Source organism: Frigoribacterium sp. 2-23, from assembly GCF_049601585.1.
Lineage (GTDB): Bacteria > Actinomycetota > Actinomycetes > Actinomycetales > Microbacteriaceae > Frigoribacterium.
On the sequence record NZ_CP187126.1, the window covers coordinates 2,382,897 to 2,398,460 of the forward strand.

Annotated in this window: 19 protein-coding genes; 9 read left to right on the plus strand and 10 right to left on the minus strand. The window is 67.6% G+C overall.

Features of this window, described 5'->3' with window-relative positions; all coding sequences use genetic code 11:
- Window positions 1-68: 68 nt before the first annotated feature.
- The 5 genes from ACPEEZ_RS11195 to ACPEEZ_RS11215 form a co-directional block, all read right to left on the minus strand.
- A complete protein-coding gene (locus ACPEEZ_RS11195; protein ID WP_423918821.1) occupies window positions 69-620 on the minus strand; it encodes an RNA polymerase sigma factor in 552 nt (183 codons plus the stop codon).
- 39 nt (window positions 621-659) lie between these two features.
- On the minus strand, window positions 660-1,103 hold the full coding sequence (locus tag ACPEEZ_RS11200) for a hypothetical protein (RefSeq protein WP_423918824.1): 444 nt from the start codon (window positions 1,101-1,103) through the stop codon (window positions 660-662).
- A gap of 306 nt (window positions 1,104-1,409) precedes the next feature.
- Complete coding sequence (locus ACPEEZ_RS11205; RefSeq protein WP_423918826.1) at window positions 1,410-2,252, minus strand: NAD-dependent epimerase/dehydratase family protein; 843 nt, start codon at window positions 2,250-2,252, stop codon at window positions 1,410-1,412.
- Window positions 2,253-2,302: 50 nt separating this feature from the next.
- Window positions 2,303-2,803 carry a VanZ family protein gene (locus ACPEEZ_RS11210; RefSeq protein ID WP_423918829.1) on the minus strand — a complete coding sequence of 167 codons (501 nt, stop codon included), beginning with the start codon at window positions 2,801-2,803 and terminating at the stop codon, window positions 2,303-2,305.
- Window positions 2,800-3,516 carry a TetR/AcrR family transcriptional regulator gene (locus ACPEEZ_RS11215; RefSeq protein WP_423918831.1) on the minus strand — a complete coding sequence of 239 codons (717 nt, stop codon included), beginning with the start codon at window positions 3,514-3,516 and terminating at the stop codon, window positions 2,800-2,802. The genes ACPEEZ_RS11210 and ACPEEZ_RS11215 overlap by 4 nt, the downstream gene beginning before the upstream one ends.
- 95 nt (window positions 3,517-3,611) lie before the next feature.
- Here ACPEEZ_RS11215 and ACPEEZ_RS11220 point away from each other — a divergent pair, with 95 nt between their 5' ends.
- From ACPEEZ_RS11220 to ACPEEZ_RS11230, 3 genes are read left to right on the plus strand one after another with little or no spacing between them, the layout of a single operon-like run.
- Window positions 3,612-4,352 carry an SDR family oxidoreductase gene (locus ACPEEZ_RS11220; protein ID WP_423918834.1) on the plus strand — a complete coding sequence of 247 codons (741 nt, stop codon included), beginning with the start codon at window positions 3,612-3,614 and terminating at the stop codon, window positions 4,350-4,352.
- Complete coding sequence (locus tag ACPEEZ_RS11225; protein ID WP_423918837.1) at window positions 4,352-5,254, plus strand: SDR family oxidoreductase; 903 nt, start codon at window positions 4,352-4,354, stop codon at window positions 5,252-5,254. Before ACPEEZ_RS11220 ends, ACPEEZ_RS11225 begins: the two co-directional genes overlap by 1 nt.
- 36 nt (window positions 5,255-5,290) lie before the next feature.
- Window positions 5,291-5,497: a tautomerase family protein gene (locus tag ACPEEZ_RS11230; RefSeq protein ID WP_423918840.1), complete on the plus strand. Its 207-nt coding sequence runs from the start codon at window positions 5,291-5,293 to the stop codon at window positions 5,495-5,497.
- A 94-nt stretch (window positions 5,498-5,591) separates the two neighbouring features.
- Here the strand turns inward: ACPEEZ_RS11230 and ACPEEZ_RS11235 are convergent, their stop codons facing one another.
- Complete coding sequence (locus ACPEEZ_RS11235) at window positions 5,592-6,218, minus strand: TetR/AcrR family transcriptional regulator (protein ID WP_423918842.1); 627 nt, start codon at window positions 6,216-6,218, stop codon at window positions 5,592-5,594.
- A 51-nt stretch (window positions 6,219-6,269) separates the two neighbouring features.
- Here ACPEEZ_RS11235 and ACPEEZ_RS11240 point away from each other — a divergent pair, with 51 nt between their 5' ends.
- Together ACPEEZ_RS11240 and ACPEEZ_RS11245 are read left to right on the plus strand one after the other, a co-directional pair.
- On the plus strand, window positions 6,270-7,148 hold the full coding sequence (locus tag ACPEEZ_RS11240; protein WP_423918845.1) for an SDR family NAD(P)-dependent oxidoreductase: 879 nt from the start codon (window positions 6,270-6,272) through the stop codon (window positions 7,146-7,148).
- The gene (locus tag ACPEEZ_RS11245; RefSeq protein ID WP_423918847.1) at window positions 7,145-8,089 is read left to right on the plus strand and encodes a hypothetical protein; all 945 of its coding nucleotides are present in this window, start codon (window positions 7,145-7,147) and stop codon (window positions 8,087-8,089) included. Before ACPEEZ_RS11240 ends, ACPEEZ_RS11245 begins: the two co-directional genes overlap by 4 nt.
- 918 nt (window positions 8,090-9,007) lie before the next feature.
- On the opposite strand, the gene ACPEEZ_RS11250 is transcribed toward ACPEEZ_RS11245, so the two are convergent.
- Complete coding sequence (locus tag ACPEEZ_RS11250) at window positions 9,008-9,577, minus strand: flavodoxin (protein WP_423918850.1); 570 nt, start codon at window positions 9,575-9,577, stop codon at window positions 9,008-9,010.
- Between ACPEEZ_RS11250 and ACPEEZ_RS11255 the strand changes: the two genes are divergently transcribed.
- On the plus strand, window positions 9,576-10,010 hold the full coding sequence (locus tag ACPEEZ_RS11255; RefSeq protein WP_423918853.1) for a cupin domain-containing protein: 435 nt from the start codon (window positions 9,576-9,578) through the stop codon (window positions 10,008-10,010). The two genes, ACPEEZ_RS11250 and ACPEEZ_RS11255, sit on opposite strands and share 2 nt — an antisense overlap.
- Window positions 10,011-10,225: 215 nt before the next feature.
- Here the strand turns inward: ACPEEZ_RS11255 and ACPEEZ_RS11260 are convergent, their stop codons facing one another.
- The gene (locus tag ACPEEZ_RS11260; RefSeq protein ID WP_423918856.1) at window positions 10,226-10,720 is read right to left on the minus strand and encodes a MarR family winged helix-turn-helix transcriptional regulator; all 495 of its coding nucleotides are present in this window, start codon (window positions 10,718-10,720) and stop codon (window positions 10,226-10,228) included.
- 41 nt (window positions 10,721-10,761) lie between these two features.
- On the opposite strand from ACPEEZ_RS11260, the gene ACPEEZ_RS11265 reads away from it, so the two are divergent.
- The 3 genes from ACPEEZ_RS11265 to ACPEEZ_RS11275 all read left to right on the plus strand — a co-directional run bounded on the left by ACPEEZ_RS11265 (window position 10,762) and on the right by ACPEEZ_RS11275 (window position 13,104).
- Entirely contained in the window at window positions 10,762-11,658 is an 897-nt protein-coding gene (locus ACPEEZ_RS11265) for an EamA family transporter (protein ID WP_423918859.1), read from the plus strand.
- Between the two features lie 388 nt (window positions 11,659-12,046).
- The gene (locus ACPEEZ_RS11270; RefSeq protein ID WP_423918861.1) at window positions 12,047-12,265 is read left to right on the plus strand and encodes a hypothetical protein; all 219 of its coding nucleotides are present in this window, start codon (window positions 12,047-12,049) and stop codon (window positions 12,263-12,265) included.
- 59 nt (window positions 12,266-12,324) lie between these two features.
- Window positions 12,325-13,104 (plus strand): alpha/beta fold hydrolase, encoded by a 780-nt coding sequence (locus ACPEEZ_RS11275; protein WP_423918864.1) that lies wholly within the window; start codon window positions 12,325-12,327, stop codon window positions 13,102-13,104.
- A gap of 351 nt (window positions 13,105-13,455) precedes the next feature.
- Here the strand turns inward: ACPEEZ_RS11275 and ACPEEZ_RS11280 are convergent, their stop codons facing one another.
- Both ACPEEZ_RS11280 and ACPEEZ_RS11285 read right to left on the minus strand, forming a co-directional pair.
- Entirely contained in the window at window positions 13,456-14,862 is a 1,407-nt protein-coding gene (locus ACPEEZ_RS11280; RefSeq protein WP_423918866.1) for an amidase, read from the minus strand.
- A 69-nt stretch (window positions 14,863-14,931) separates the two neighbouring features.
- Window positions 14,932-15,519, minus strand: coding sequence for a TetR/AcrR family transcriptional regulator (locus tag ACPEEZ_RS11285; RefSeq protein WP_423918869.1), 588 nt, complete (start codon window positions 15,517-15,519; stop codon window positions 14,932-14,934).
- Between the last annotated feature and the right edge of the window lie 45 nt (window positions 15,520-15,564).

Consider the following 15,564-nt stretch of genomic DNA (forward strand, 5'->3'; position numbering starts at 1 on the left):
GGTCCCGGGCGCTGGGTCGATATGACTCAGCAGTCCGCGCTCGGGCAGGTCGTCCGTGTGGTCGGCCCTCATGTTGTTTCCTTCTCGACTGGGGCCGACCGTCCCGATGTGGCACGACGCACCCTCGAAGCGGGAGCGGAGATCTTCTCGCGCAGGTGTTCTCGCGCCCTGGCTAGTCGCATGGAGGCCGCAGCCCGGCGGATACCGAGCACACTGGCGGCCTGACGCGCGGTGAGCCCCTCCCATGCGGTCAGGGCGAGGATCTCCTGGTCGTCGTCCCCGAGGCTGTTCCAGGCTCGCTGCAGATCCACACGGAAGGCGACCTCGCCGCTGTGGGTCGTGATCCTCGGCGAATCACCGTCGTCGGGGCCGTCCTCGATGGGGACGTCGAGGGAGTGCCTCCGGTCGTGGGACCGCCGGGCGTTCCCGAGGACCTTGCGGGCGACGCCGAAGAGCCACGGACGCGGGGCATCGAGACCGGACGGCATCTTCTGCCAGGCGATCACGAAGACCTCGGCAGCGAGGAGGTCAGCATCGTCGATCGCGCCGCGGCGCACGAAGTAGCCGACGAGGTCGGGGTAATGGGCACGGTGCAGCGCGGTGAGGGCGGCGTGGTTCATGATGCCCTCACCGTGTGCGCATGGATGGGGGTGGACAGGTCAACCTGCTGTCTCGTCGAGGTAGGACACGGTGGTGGTGCCCCCGTCCGACCGGTGGACGACGAGCATGGCACCGAGCTGGTCCCGCCCACTGAAGTCGGAGCCGCGCCACGCCGCGATCCAGCGTCCGTCCTCGACGTCGGCTGCGATCCTGTCGCCGCCCTGGGTGACGACGTCGAGCGCGACCACGTCCGCGCCGACCTGTCCGTTGATCGTCGCGAGCTCACCCGGACCGGCCTCGCCGACGTGCGTCGCGCCTCCTATGGTCACGTCACCGGGCGCCACGGCCTCTCGGGTCTCCACTGCCTCCCAGTTCTGACCGGGATCGCTTCCCGCGAAAGACGCCGCAGCCCGCGCCGTGGTCCCGTCGGCAGCCATTCCGATGAAGAAGACCGCGTCGTCGACGGCCGCGCTGACGACGACGAGCGTCCCGTCCGAGGTCACGTCACCGACGGTCAGGGCAGACCCACGGGCGTCTTGCTGAACTGCCGGCATCACCGTCGCTGGGGCAGTGCAGGCGGTGGTACCGAGCACCACGCCGGCGGCGACCATGAAACAGAGAAGTGACGTGCGGGGATTCGTGTGAGCAGTCATGACCGTCCTCGAGCTGGAGAGAGCCGGGCCAAGACAGCCCGTACTGGAGACATGTCCACGATCGCGGCTTCTGCCACATCGCCCTTCCCGCCCTCGAGGACCGTGCAGCGGATCAGGACGCGAGGCGGTCGAGGGCTCTGCGACCCGTCGGACGCTCTACAGATCTCGGAAGCCGGAGCGCCAGCTCGGATAGCGGAGCACCAGGCCCTGGCCACGCGCTCGGTCATGGGAGACGGCTCGGCCGATGTCGCCAGACTGGTGCGCAGCCGGAGCGGGTGCACCAACCGCGGTGGCGAACGCAGGCGCCCAGTCGACGCCCGCCGCGGGCTCGTCATCCACGATGTTCCAGACACCTGCCGGCCAGTCGAGCGCCTCGACGAGGGCTGCTGCCGCATCGTCGACGTTCACGAAGGACGTGACCGTCTCTGTGGCCGACAGCTCGGAGGCTCGGGCCGCATCCCCGAACCGGCCGTCTTTGGAGTACCACGTGCCGGCACCGTACAGCTGTCCGAAACGCAGCACGACTCCCCGGGCACATTCCAGGACGGCGCTCTCCAGCTCGCGAACGGCGGCCACGGTCGTGCGGCGAGGTTCGGCCGCGGCGAGATCCAACTCGTCGTCCTCCGTGGCCGACGTCGAGCCTGGCGGATAGACCCACGAGATGCTCTGCCCGACGAACACGCCGACGCCCGCAGCCTGAGCGGCATCGACGAGGTTCCGTGTCCCGACCGACCGGAGTCTGGCGTTGCTCGCCGAGTTTCCCGTACCGAGGTCGGTCATCAGATGGAGGACCGCCTCCGGCTCGCATCGAGACAGTGCCTCGAACGTCGCCTCACGGTCGAAGGCGTCCATCAGGACCGCGGTCGCCCCGAGCTCTTCGAGTGACGACATGCGCTCCGCCGCGCGCGACGTCGCCACGACATCGTGCCCGAGTTCAACCAGCTGCGGGACAACCGCTCGACCAAGAACACCGGACCCGCCGGCAACGAAGACTCGCACACGGTCATCGTGGCAGAACCCCGCTCCGAGACGACATGGTGGTCACTGAGTCATTCGGAGACCGCGGTGGTCTTGCGGCGCCGCTCGGACGCGCAGATAACGAGGGCGATGACCGCGGCCAGGACCGCTCCGATGGTGTTCATGAACCAATCATTCGTGTCGCACCGGCGACCGAGGACCGGCGCGAGGGCCTGGAGGACCTCGATGACGGCGGAGAGGACGACCGCACCGGTGAGGACGGTGAGCGGTCGGTTCGTCGCCGTCCCCAAGAAGAGCACGAGCGGCAGCAGCATCGCGACGTTGGCGAGCGTTTCGATGCCCTGGAACGGGACGCTGACCTGCACGGTACAAGAGACACCGCCGGGCCGAGCCCCGTCGGGCAGCAGGGTCAGGACGAGCACGGCGATGAGTGCGACAGCCGAGAGGCCGAAGAGGACACGCCGGAGCCGGAGCCGGTGCAGGACCCAGGCGAGCAGAGTGGCGACCGCGACGGCGACCCAGAAGCCGAATCGGGCGAGGGGCGCGTGTTCGACGAGGAACGTGGAGATCACAGGAGGCCGTCGCTTTCTCGGTCGAGGCGTGTGAGCCAGACGTTCATGAGGGCGGACTCCTCGGGGAGGAGGGCGCCGTGCCCACCCTCCGCGAGCTGCGCACGGAACTGCCGCCGGGCGGCTGTGGCGGCGTCGAACGTCGCCGTCGGGGGCCCCTCGACGAGGACGCCACCGAGGACGGCGTCGCGGAGCGCATCGGCGACCGCGTCGGCCTGTCGTGCGGCACGCGGGGTCGTCATCTCGTCCAGGGCGAGCCCGACGTTGGCCGCCAAGATCATCCCCGATGCGACGTCGACTTCGACACGGAGTAGCCCCGCGGCTGCGCACCGCGAGAGCGTCCGCTCGAGCAGCGCCCTCACGCCGTCCGCGGAGCGACCACCCGCCCAGGGTCGCGGCGCGAACATCAGGCGATAGAGGGCGGGGTTCTCCCTCGCGAAGACGAGGTGGTCACCCCACCCCCGGCGCAGGTCCGCCGCCGGGTCGTCGGTGGCCTCGAGCTCGGCCTTACGGGCGGCATACCGCTGCAGGCCCGTCTCGGCCAGGGCGTCGAGGAGTCCCCGCTTGTCGCCGAAGATCCGATACAGCACCGGCTGGGTCACACCGACGGCTTCGCATACCGCTCGTGTGGCGATCTCGCCATCGGACGCGGCGACGAGTTGTTGCTCGGCCGCTGCGAGCAGCGCGTCCCGGAGGTCGTCATCGGATCGGATCATGCCCCCACCCTAGGCCACTTGCTATCGCTTGTCGTATCTGTGATAGTTCTTGCATATCGTCGAAATTGACAATCAATAGCAACGAAAGGAACATCATGAGCACTGACTCCCAGCGCGTCGCCGTCGTCACGGGTGGCTCTCGCGGCATCGGCCGCGCCATCTCGACCCGGCTCGCCCGTGACGGGTTCACCGTCGTCGTCGTATCGGCCAGCGGGGGCGCCGCGGCCGCCGCGGCCGTCGACGACATCGAGAGCGCCGGCGGACGAGCCGTCGCCGTCCAGGCCGACGTCGCCGACGAACACGCCGTGACGGCCATGTTCGATCAGGTCGAGCACGACTTCGGCGGCGTGGACGTCGTCGTGCACTCCGCCGGACGCCTGGCGCTGTCGACCATCGCCGAGCAGGACCTCGACACCCTCGACGACCTCCACAGGACGAACGTCCGGGGCACATTCGTCGTTGCACAGCAGGCGGCACGTCGACTCCGATCCGGGGGCGCCTTCGTCGGCATGTCGACCTCCGTCGTCGGAACGCAGTTCCCGACGTACGGCGCCTACGTCGCGAGCAAGAGCGCGATCGAGGGCATGACGCTGATCCTGGCGAAGGAGCTCCGCGGACGTGACGTCACGGTGAACGTCGTCGCTCCGGGCCCCACCGCGACAGAGCTCTTCCTCGACGGCAAGACGCAGGAGCAGATCGATGCCCTGGCGAAGGTCCCACCGCTGGAGCGCCTCGGCACCCCGGAGGACATCGCCGGCGTGGTCGCGTTCCTGACCGGGCCGGACGGGCGCTGGGTGAACGGCCAGACCATCCGCGTCAACGGAGGCATGGTCTGATGACGACGCCACCGGTCATCCTCGTCACCGGCGCCTCCACGGGATTCGGTCGCCTCACGGCGGAGTCGCTGGCACGCGCGGGACACGTCGTCGCGGCGGGCATGCGTGCCGTCGACGGCAGGAACTCGGCTCATCGCGACGCACTGGCCGACCTCGCCTCCCGTGAGGGGCTGCAGCTCGGCGCCGTCGAACTCGACGTCCAGTCGGAGGAATCCGTGGACGCCGCGGTCGACACCGTCATCGGGGCATACGGCCGCATCGACGTCGTCGTGCAGAACGCCGGTCACATGGCCTTCGGTGCCGCCGAGGCTTTCACGCCCGAACAGCTCGCACACCTGTACGACGTCAATGTCGTCGGCGGCCACCGCGTAGCCCGCGCCGTCCTTCCCCACCTGCGCTCCCGCCGTTCGGGCTACCTCGTGTGGGTCGGCAGCTCGTCGACCCGTGGAGGGCACCCGCCGTTCCTCGCACCGTATTTCGCGGCCAAAGCCGGTATGGACGCCCTCGCCGAGAGCTACGCCGCCGAGACGATTCGCTTCGGTATCGACAGCACCATCGTCGTCCCCGGAGCATTCACCTCGGGGACGAACCATTTCGTCAACGCCTCCACACCGGCGGACGAGGCGCGGGTCATCGACCACGACGTGGAGTACGGCACCCTGCGCAGCGAGCTGACCGGCCGCCTCGCGGCGACCGTGCCTGCCGAAGCCGACGTACAGGACGTCGCCGACGAAATCGTCCGACTGGTCGACCTCCCTTCGGGGAGCCGCCCGTTCCGGACCCACGTCGATCCATCTCGCGACGGCAGCGAGGTCGTGTCCGCGGTCGCGGACCGCATCCGCGCCGAGTTCTACCGCCGCGTCGGCATCGAGGACCTGTTGTCCTCGAATGCCGCCCTCTGACCCCCGGAACGTCCGGGCCCCACCGAAAGGAACACCATGCCCTTCGCCAACCTCAAGATCCCCGCGGACACCCTCACCGCCGAGTCCAAGAAGAAGCTGCAGGACGCCGTCACGGACGCCATCGTCGACGTGTACGGCGAACGAGCACGCCCGACGACCCTCGTCATTCTCGACGAAGTCGCCGACGGCGGCTGGATGCTCGGCGGCACCATCCTCAACGAAGCGATGCTCGGCCGCGTCTAGAACCGCGATCACAGTATGAGGGGCCCGGACGACCGGGCCCCTCGTCGTGCGCGCGGCACCGAGCCCGCCGCGGTCCGAGTGCGCCGATCCTGGCTCACGCGTCGGCGGCGGCGGTCGAGTCGCGGGCGGCCACGCCGAGCCGCTCTTCGATCTGCGGCAGGAGCGCCCGCACCGCCGCGACGACGACCTCGTCGACGCGGTCCTCGGGGAGCCGACCGGTGGCCACCAATGTACTGATGCCCTCTGCCGTCGCCGCGACCAAGAATGGCATCGGACCCGTCGACCCCAGGTTGCGCTCCCCCAGCAACTCCGCGCCCAATGCGAAGAACCGCTCGGCGGAGGACTGCACCTCAGGGTCGCGCACGGCGCTCGTGCCGTCGACGGACGAGGCGAACATCAGCTGCATCAAAGGGCCGTTGCGCTGCGCGAAGCGAACATGGGCGCGGATGTACTCCGTGAATCGGGGCTCGAAGGCTCCCATCCCCCGCGCGGCCTCGAGGAGGCCGCGCAGCTCATCGAAACCGTCCGCGGCGATCGCGTCGAGGACGGCGTCCCGGTCACGGAAGTGGCGGAGCGGCGCACCATGGCTGACGCCGACGCGGCGCGCGAGTTCTCGCACCGTCACCGCCTGCTGCCCCTTCTCGATCAGGAGCGCGCGCCCCTCGCGGACGAGCTCCTCGCGCAGCGATCCATGGTGATAGGAGCGTGCCTGCTGAGCCATGCAATCAGTGTAGGCGTTGACAACAATGTAGCCAATGTCTACATTGAAGGCATGGACGACACAAGACACGGCCAGGCGCCGACCAACGAGACCGTCATCATCACCGGCGGCACCAGCGGCATCGGCCGAGCGACCGCGGTCGCTCTGGCCCGGTCCGGCTCACGCATCATCCTCGCCGTCAGGAACGAGGCGAAGGGGCGAGCCGTGGCCGCGGCCCTCCCCGGCACTCCCGGAACGCACCGCGTCCTGCCGATGGACCTCGCACGGCTACAGACGGTGGAGGACTTCGCAGACCGCATCGACGAACCGATCGCCACCCTCGTCAACAACGCCGGCGTCGAGTCGAAAGACCTCCAACGGACGGCCGACGGTCACGAGCTCCAGCTCGGCACGAACCACCTGGGGCACTTCCTCCTCACGACGCTGCTCCTCCCGCACATCACCGACCGCGTCGTCACCGTCGCCTCCCAGGCGGAGCGCATGGCTCGACTCGATCTCGACGACCTCGATTGGCACCGTCGCCCGTACCGGGCGAGCCGGGCCTACGCGGACTCCAAACTCGCCAATCTGCTGTTCACGTCGGAGCTGGACCGGCGTCTGCGGACATCGGGTTCTCGAGTGCGGGCGCTGGCCGCCCACCCCGGATTGGTCAAGACAGCCATCTACGAGCGGCCGGCCGTGCAGCGCCCCAACCTCTGGGACCGACTCGTCCCGATCCTGGGGCAGGAGCCGGAAGACGGTGCGCTGCCGTCGCTGCTCGCCGCCTCCGCCGACCTCCCCGGCGGCACCTTCGTCGGACCCCAGAGGATGATGCACATGCGAGGCGGCGCTGAGGTGATCGGCCAGTCGAAGCAGGCGCGGAACCCCGAGACTGCAGCGAGACTGTGGTCGATCTCCGAGCGAATGACGGCAGCGGGCACCCGCGCGTGAGCCTCGTCCACGACCGCCCCCGCGCACTCTGGACCGGCGTACGCGGATGGCACCGACCGCTCGTCGCCTTCACCTCGGTGATGTGTCTCTGGGCCGTGGTGTGTCTCATCGGGCTGATCCTCGATCCGCGGACACTGGCAGGAGACCCGATCTGGGCCAAACCCCTCAAGTTCTCGATCTCCCTCGCGCTCTACGCGATCACACTCGCGTGGATGCTCTCGAGGGTGCAGCGACCCGTCCTGCGCCGGATCGGCTGGTGGGCTGGAACCATCGGCGCAGCCGCGTCCCTCTTGGAGATCGTCGTCATCTCGATCCAAGTGATCCGGGGCGTGGGAAGCCATTTCAACGTCTCGACCCCGACGAACCAGTTCTTCTACCAGCTCATGGCCGGTGGGGTCACCCTCATGTACTGCGCGACGCTGGTCATAGGAGCCTGCCTGACCATGTTTTCCCGGCTCGAGGACAGGGCGCTGGCGTGGGCGCTGAGGCTCGGACTGGTCATCGCGCTCGTGGGCCTTTCGGTGGGCTTCCTCATGGTGATCCCCACCGCGGCCCAGCTCGCCGATCCGACATCGTCGACCTACGGCTCCCACTCCGTGGGCGGTGACGACGCGACCGGTGGCATCTTCTTCCTCGGCTGGAACACCGCCCACGGGGATCTCCGCGTGTCCCACTTCATCGGCATGCACGCACTGCAGGTGCTGCCGCTCCTTGCGATCGCGCTCCCACGGGCGCTCGGTGAGGCCGACAGGCTCCGCATCGTCCTCGTGGCCGGAGCGACGTACGCTGCCGTCACCGCGATCGCCCTGTGGCAGGCGTTGCGGGGGCAATCGGTCGTCCACCCCGACGCCATCACCATCACCGCAGCCGTGGTCGCCGTCACGCTGGCGGCGATCAGCTTCGTGATCATCGCCGTACGCAGACGCCACCAGCTCAGGTAGCACGAGAGCGTGGCAGAACGGCACGGCGATGGATCGAGTCGAGTTCGCGCTCGATGAACACGGAGTCTCGTCGTCAGGCCCCTCCGGCCGCACTGACGACGACCCGATCCCCATCCCCTGCCCGTGCGCCGCGGGTCGGCGAGCTAAGGTCGGAGTCATGTGGTGGTGGATCGGAGCCGGGTTGGTCCTCTCAGCATTCGTGGTGCTGTGGGTCATCCTGCACAGATACACCGATCTCGGGTCGCGCTCACGCACGTACGAAGGCTCTGACCCCGAGATGGCTGAGGCCCTTCGCCAGGCTGAAATGGATGCGGCGCGAGGACGCATGTATTTCTAAGAGCCCGATGCCGATCGGCGTCCCGGCCTCCCCGATGTTGATGGCCTACCCGACGCTCGGTCGAGGGTGTGCCCCTGAGCGAACTGCTGAAGGTCGCAAGAGCGGCGTGCGGTGGTGGTCGTTCGCGCTGGCGGGCGCGGTCGAGATCGGCGCGAACCGAGGCCGGCTCTGCGGGTAGCGGTAGGTTCGCCGTGTCCCCGGCGCCGTCAAGAGCATCGACGGGGTCGGCTGGGAGGGCGTCGACCACCGGGGTGAGGTCATCCTGCTCGGGTCCGTGCTCGGCGACGAGTTCGAATGTCTTCCGGCTGGCAGCGGGGGTGGAAAGGCTTTCGACGAGAACTCGGGCAATCTCCTGCCGAGCGATGACACCGTCGGCGGGAGTGCGGCTCTGGTGGGTATCGCCCTGACGCGGTGCGATCCGGAGTCGGTCCTCAGCGCGATGCGGACGGGACGTCCGTCAAGGGCGTCGAGGACGTTCCGGACGGCCCCGTAGTTGACGGCTTCGGCGTTGTTGTTGTCACCGTAGGAGAAGATCGCGCCGACGACGAGGACAATGAGCTGATCGGTCGTAGTGGTGCCTTTCACGCCAGGGCGGCCGTGCGGAGCCACCGGTCGACGTCGGAGTTGGCGGAGGCGTCGCCGATCTCTTCACCGCGGACGGCGAGGCCGTCGTGGAACCGGGCCCCGGTGTCGATGTCGCGCTGGAACGATCCGGTGTTGCCGAGGCCGCTGACGGCGTAGGTGACGAACGGGTGGACGTCCCTGCCGGAGAGGTCCCCCTGGTCGGCGAAGGTCGCCATGATCATCGGCGGCTGCACGTTCCAGAGGGGACTGCCGAGCAGCACCGTGTCGTACCCGACAAGGTCGGGCAGGTCCCCGGCGATCTCGGGCCGGGCGTCACCGTTCTGCTCGTCGACGTTGCGGGCGACGGTGGGGTCGTAGCGGTCCGAATACGGGTCGGCGGCCTCGATGCTGTACACGTCGCAGTCGATGCGGTCTCGGATCAGGTTCGCGAGGACCGCGGTGTTGCCGACGTCGAGGGTGCGGCGGCCGCCGTTCCAGTAGTTTTCACCGGCACGGGATCGCCCTGGCCTGGGCGCTCCGGCGGCTTCTAACCGGTCCCAGGAGAGCCAGCGAAGGAGCAGCCCCATGCCCGACACCCCGTTCGACCAGCCCTTCCCGCTCGGAGAACCCAACGACGCCCTCGCCGAGTACTTCACCGGACCGAGCTACGTCGCCGCCCTCACCGACGGGCCACTCGTCGTCAACAACGTCTCTTTCGCACCCAGCTGCCGGAACAACTGGCACATCCACAAGGGAACCGACGGCGGCGGCGACCAGACCCTCCTCTGCACCGCCGGCTCCGGCTGGTATCAAGCCGAGGGCTCCGACCCAATCAGCATGACCCCCGTCACCACCATCCGCGTCCTCGCCGGAACGAAGGACTGGCACGGAGCGAAGGCCGACTCCTGGTTCTCCCACCTGGCGTTCGTCACCCCCGGCACCGACGTCCGTAACGAATGGCTCGAACCCGTTGCCGAGGCCGCGTACGCGGGTCTCTCCTCGCACGAGAACACAGAATGAGCCACTAGCCGCGCGTGGTCCAGCCACGCTCGCAGTCGTACGCGAAACCCGACCGTTACGACGTCGCTCCGCTGCCGGCTGGCAGCTCGGTCGCCCAACTCGCCAGCGTGCTCAGCGCCTCCGCTGACGATGAGCTCGCCCCACCGGGTCAAGACGACCGACCTCCTGCCGATCGCCTTCGACCACGGTGCGGAAGCGGCCTGAGGGCACGTCCGCTAGGCCTTCCACGATCGAGACGTCGGTGCCACACGACTCAAGAGCTCTACCAGCGTCCTCCGTTCTCGGGCGCTGAGGTTTTCGAGCAGCGCTTCTTCCGTGGCGAGGTGATCGGGAAGGACGCGATCGACGAGCTCCTTGCCTGCCGTCGTCAGCTCGACGAGCTTGCCGCGGCCATCGTCGGGACGAGGGAGCCGCGAGATGAATCCGTGGGCCTCTAGTCGGTTGAGTCGCTGCGCGACAGCACTGGTGGTAACCATCGCCTCGATCGCCAGCGCGGCAGGAGCGAGCTGGTAAGGGGGGCCCTGGCGGCGAAGAGTAGCGAGCACATCGAAGGTGGAAGCGTCGATCCCATGCCGAGCAAACGTGTTGCCGAGATCAACGGTCACTGATGCCGCAGTCCGGCTGAGGCGTCCGATGACACCCATCGGTGACGTATCCAGATCCGGGCGCTCGATCTGCCACTGCACGAGGATGCGGTCAACGTGATCCATCCGGACAGTCTATTAGCTAAGGGCTGAGCTATTATAGCTAAGTGCTTAGCGAACGCTTACTCCTCACCGCGGCGACGGCCATAGCGCCGATCCTGTGGGGAACGACTTACTTCACCTCGACGACGTTCCTCGTGGCCGACCATCCGTTGCTCACCGGGACGATCCGCGCCTTGCCTGCGGGGCTCGTGTTGCTGCTGATCGGCAGACGACTGCCACACGGGGCATGGTGGTGGAAATCGACAGTCCTCGGCATGCTCAACATCGGTGCGTTCTTTGCGTTCCTGTTCATCGCCGCGGACCGACTGCCCGGCGGGGTCGCGGCCGTCATCGGCGGCGTCCAACCATTGCTGGTCTCCTTGCTCGGCGCTTGGCTCCTAGCGGAGCGGATCTCGGCCGTCACGGTTGCCGCCGGAGTCGTGGGCACGGCTGGCGTGGCACTCATCGTGCTACGCGCCGAAGCGCGCCTCGACATGATGGGTGTGGCTGCCGCACTGGCGGGTGCGAGTTGCATGGCCGTGGGGGTGGTGATGTCGAAGCGCTGGGGCTCAGAGCATCCGCCTCTGGTGACCACGGCCTGGCAGTTGCTCACAGGAGGCCTTGTGCTCGCGGCGCTCACGGCCACGCTCGAGCCACTGCCGGTCGCTGGCTTCAGGCCCGGGAACGTGGCCGGGTACGCGTACCTCACCCTGATCGGCACCGCGCTGGCGTACCTCTTGTGGTTCCGTGGCATCCGAGCATTACCCGCACGCGTCCCCGCGTTCCTCGGCCTCCTCAGCCCAGTCGTTGCGGTCCTAATCGGCGGGAGCTTGGCCGGCGAGACCCTGTCCTGGACGCAGATCGCCGGTATGGCACTCGTCCTACTCTCGGTCGCCACAGCTGTCACGGTACGGAAGGCGCAACCGTTCCGACCACGCCGACGGGAAGATGCAAGGACGTGACGTCCGGGGGCATCCCGCCGCCATAAACGGAAGCATCTTGCTGGTTCGTGATAAGGATCGTCCTGCGGGCGGGTTCCTCAAGGCGCGCGCTCATCTGCACCCGTCGCCCGTATCCGTCAAGCCATACTTGGCCTCGATCACGAGCAGCGTCCGGAACGGTGTGGCTGGTTCTTCCTCCACAAATTTCGAGCAACCCAGTCGTCGCGTGCGGCGGCACCGGCATCGTTTCCCCTGGCCCCGCGCCACAACGTGAAGCTTCATCGGGGTATCGAAGCACATCCGGCTCGACCATCCGATCGTTGGAATAGCCGATCCTCTAATGCGACTGATGCTCGACGCAGGCTGGCGTCGTGAGAAGTAGCCAGCGGGTGATGGCGCGCATGCGTTCATGGTCGAACGCGCTCGCCTGGCGCTTGGCTACAACACAGGGACTATCTATCTCGGGGCTGATTCCTTCATCGGCCTCGAGGCCGTCGCGGTCCTCCTCACTTTCACCACCGCCTGGCCAATCGCCCTGCCTTTCGTTGTCCTCGCTCTGGGTGTCGCCTATCTGCTCCGGGACCGCGTAATCCTCCTGTGGCGCCGCATCCGCCGCGCCAACCGTTGAAACCTGTGCGCCGCGGGAGGGGATCGGCTATCGGGACGGGCTGCTCATAGGCTTGCTGCGTGATCGCGAAAGTTCTTGGTTCTGGTCGTCCGCTCGTCGCCCTCCACGGGTTTGGTGTCGACCACCGGATCATGCTTCCGCTGGCGGACGCGGTGCAGGACCTACCCTGGCGGCTGGTGCTCCTCGACCTGCCGTGGGCCGAAGCCGCCGCGGCGACCGCCACCGCGACGAGCGCGGTCGACGTGGCCGACGAGGTACTCGCCGACATCGACGCCCACCTCGGCGACGAGCCCTTCGCCGTCATCGGGAACTCCTTTGGCGGCATGATCGCCCGACACGTCGCGCACGAACGCCGAGACCATGTCCTCGGCATCGCAACCCTGGCGGGTGTCATCCGTCCGGCGCACGCAGACCGAGCTATCCCCGAGCGCACCGTACTGCACGCCGACCAGTCGGTCCTCGAAGCCGCCGGCGACGCGCGAGCAGCGTTCAAGGAGGTCAGCGTCATCCAGGACGCCGCCGCGTTCGCTGCGTTCGAGCGATACGTGCTCCCCGGTCTCCGTGGCGCCGACACTGCGGTGATGGACCGCATCGCCGCCGACTACGCACTGCACGCCGTGCCGGAGGAACGCCACCCGGAGCCGTTCACCGCTCCGGCTCTGCACCTGTTCGGTCGACAGGACGACGTCGTCGGGTACGAGGACGGGCTCGCACTCCGGAACCACTACCCGCGAGGGAGCTTCGTCGTCCTCGACGCTGCTGGACACAACGTGCACCTCGAGCAACCCGGGATCACCGCCGCCCTGATCCGCGACTGGCTCGTAAGGATCGACCGGTAGCCGATCAGTTATCGGACATCGCGAAGCTGTAAGAGCGCGCCCGAGATGACAAGGCATGACTCCAGTGATAAGTAGTCACGTCAGCCCATCGAAGGCTGACGTGACTACTCGTCAAAGGTGGGCGAGGATGTGCAAGGAGAGAGGGATGCTACCGGTGGCGGTTCGGCCCGATCCTCGTCGCGGCGCGGATAGGACGTACCGGCCGATACGGCCCCGTGAATCGGTTCCGCTGACATAGCTGCCGTGGCTGGCGGCAGGGACGCCCGCATAAGTACCGATCTCGGTGATGGTCCGGCGGCGCTCGACATACTTCCCAGTGGTCGTATCGATTGTGCTCATGGCCCTTTCTCCTCAGATCTCCGGGTGCTGGTCGCGCACAGGGCTTAGGGACTCGAGGATCGATGCGACGTTGAAGACCGTGGACTCGGCGTGCCAGGGGCCGGCGATCTGCACACCGATGGGGAGACCATCGGAGCTGGTGCCGAACCGCATCGACAGAGCAGGCATGCCGGTGATGTTGAACTGGACGGTGAATGTCTGGATGTGGGTGGCATCGACGGTCTGCCCGTCGATGATGAACTCGGTCTTGTCGTGCTCGTGTGCCGGGATCGGCAGGACGGGCAGCAGGACCGCGTCGAACTTGGTGAAGACCTCGGCGTAGGCGTCACGGATGCGCTCGAAGCCCTGCTCGGCGGACACGTAGTCCTCGATGGAGGTGTCGGGGGTGGCGAGCATGGTCTTCGACATCGTGAACATCTCGTCCTCGTGCCCCGTGGTGGCTTCGGCCATCGCGGGCTTGAGCTCCATGACGTGCTGCTTGTTGAACAGCGCCAGGGGGTTGTCGCGGTGCAGGGTCGGGATATCGATCTCCTCGACGTGAACGCCTGCACCCTTGAGGGCTTCCGCGGCCTGGCGGACGGTGTCGGCAACTTGCGGGTCGACCGGGCCGAGGCCGGAGTCGGTGAACCATGCCACGCGCAGTTTCTCAGGCGCCTTGGTCCGGTTGCCGGCGTCGACATCGTTGGGCGTGACGGCGAACCCGTCCTTTCCGTCGGGTCCGCGCATGATGGAGTAGCCGAGCTCGAGATCGCGGATGGTGCGGGCCATCGGGCCGACGTGCCAGTCGCGGCGGGGAGCGCGCGGCCAGACGCCGGTCATCGGGATGCGGCCGTGGGTGGGCTTGATGGCGGCGATGCCGGTGTGCGATGCCGGGCCGCGGACAGAGATGGCCAGGTCCGTGCCGAGTCCGATCGGGCTGAGTCCAGCGGCGATCGCTGCGGATTCTCCGCCGCTGGATCCGCCGGAGGTGCGGTCGAGGTCGTACGGGTTGTTCGTGCGGCCGGAGAGGAGGTTGATGCTCTCGGTGGAGTAGGAGAATTCGGGCAGGTTGGTCTTGGCGAGGACGATGCCACCGGCGGCCTTCATCCGGGCCACGGCGACCGCGTCCTCGTCGGGCAAGCGCCCCTGGAAGATCGGGGAGCCGCGCTGGGTGAGGAGACTCGCGGTGTCGATGGAGTCCTTCACGGTGAACGGCACGCCGTGCAGCGGCCCGACCTCCTCGCCAGCAGCGAGGGCGTCGTCCGCGGCCTGCGCCTCGGCGAGGGCGTTGTCATTCAGGGTGACGATCGCGTTGATCTTCGGGTCGACGTCTCGGATGCGGTCGAGGTGCGCCTGGACGACCTGCACGGAGGCGAGCTCGCCGGAGCGGATGCGGGCGGCCAGTTCGGTCGCGTCGAGGTAGATGATGTCGTCAGCCATGAGCTGCTCCTTTGTTAGTAGACCAGTCGTCTAGGGATGCTGAAATAAAAGGGGCCGGAGCCCCGTGGGTCAGATGTGGAGGCGTGTTTTCGTGAGGGCGAGGGCGCGGTGGAGAGATTCGGGCGCGCGTTGGATCTTGGCCATGGTGCTGGCGCCGAGCCAGGCGTCGTAGAGCTCGTAGGCGAGTGTGCGGGCGTCGGCGACTGCCCCGACGGAGCTGTCTCGCTGCCCCGTGGTGATCATTCGTTCGAGGTGGTCGATGATGCCGGCGGTTCCGTCGACGAGCTGCAGCCGCATCGGTTCGGAGAGGTCAGACACCTCCGTTGCGAGCTTGACCACCAGGCACTTGCCCTGGCAGTCGTCGAATGACTGCAGGTTGGCGAACCGCTGCCAGTACTCCTCCAGTTGCTCGGCACCGGTCTTGCTGGTGTCGCTGGCGATGCGGTCCATCGTGGCGAGGTAATCAGCGAAGTAGTACTTCATCAACTCCTCGCCGAAGTTCTCCTTGGATGAGAAGTAGTAGTAGAACGACCCCTTCGGGACGCCGGCCTCCGACAGCACCTCGTTGAGACCGACTGCGGTGTAGCCCTTGCGGGCCATCAGGCGCTGTGCGGTGTCGAGGATGTGCTGCCGGGTGTCGATCTCCGTGGTGGACATGATCAGACCCTATACCCATATTAGACCAGTCGTCTACATGCACTC

What these genes read in the sequence shown, in the direction of transcription:
- ACPEEZ_RS11195 (WP_423918821.1), bottom strand. Translation starts at nt 620, where the DNA reads ATGAACCACGCCGCCCTCACCGCGCTGCACCGTGCCCATTACCCCGAC.
- ACPEEZ_RS11215 (WP_423918831.1), bottom strand. Translation starts at nt 3,516, where the DNA reads ATGATCCGATCCGATGACGACCTCCGGGACGCGCTGCTCGCAGCGGCC.
- ACPEEZ_RS11220 (WP_423918834.1), top strand. Translation starts at nt 3,612, where the DNA reads ATGAGCACTGACTCCCAGCGCGTCGCCGTCGTCACGGGTGGCTCTCGC.
- ACPEEZ_RS11225 (WP_423918837.1), top strand. Translation starts at nt 4,352, where the DNA reads ATGACGACGCCACCGGTCATCCTCGTCACCGGCGCCTCCACGGGATTC.
- ACPEEZ_RS11230 (WP_423918840.1), top strand. Translation starts at nt 5,291, where the DNA reads ATGCCCTTCGCCAACCTCAAGATCCCCGCGGACACCCTCACCGCCGAG.
- ACPEEZ_RS11235 (WP_423918842.1), bottom strand. Translation starts at nt 6,218, where the DNA reads ATGGCTCAGCAGGCACGCTCCTATCACCATGGATCGCTGCGCGAGGAG.
- ACPEEZ_RS11240 (WP_423918845.1), top strand. Translation starts at nt 6,270, where the DNA reads ATGGACGACACAAGACACGGCCAGGCGCCGACCAACGAGACCGTCATC.
- ACPEEZ_RS11255 (WP_423918853.1), top strand. Translation starts at nt 9,576, where the DNA reads ATGCCCGACACCCCGTTCGACCAGCCCTTCCCGCTCGGAGAACCCAAC.
- ACPEEZ_RS11250 (WP_423918850.1), bottom strand. Translation starts at nt 9,577, where the DNA reads ATGGGGCTGCTCCTTCGCTGGCTCTCCTGGGACCGGTTAGAAGCCGCC.
- ACPEEZ_RS11260 (WP_423918856.1), bottom strand. Translation starts at nt 10,720, where the DNA reads ATGGATCACGTTGACCGCATCCTCGTGCAGTGGCAGATCGAGCGCCCG.
- ACPEEZ_RS11270 (WP_423918861.1), top strand. Translation starts at nt 12,047, where the DNA reads ATGGTCGAACGCGCTCGCCTGGCGCTTGGCTACAACACAGGGACTATC.
- ACPEEZ_RS11280 (WP_423918866.1), bottom strand. Translation starts at nt 14,862, where the DNA reads ATGGCTGACGACATCATCTACCTCGACGCGACCGAACTGGCCGCCCGC.
- ACPEEZ_RS11285 (WP_423918869.1), bottom strand. Translation starts at nt 15,519, where the DNA reads ATGTCCACCACGGAGATCGACACCCGGCAGCACATCCTCGACACCGCA.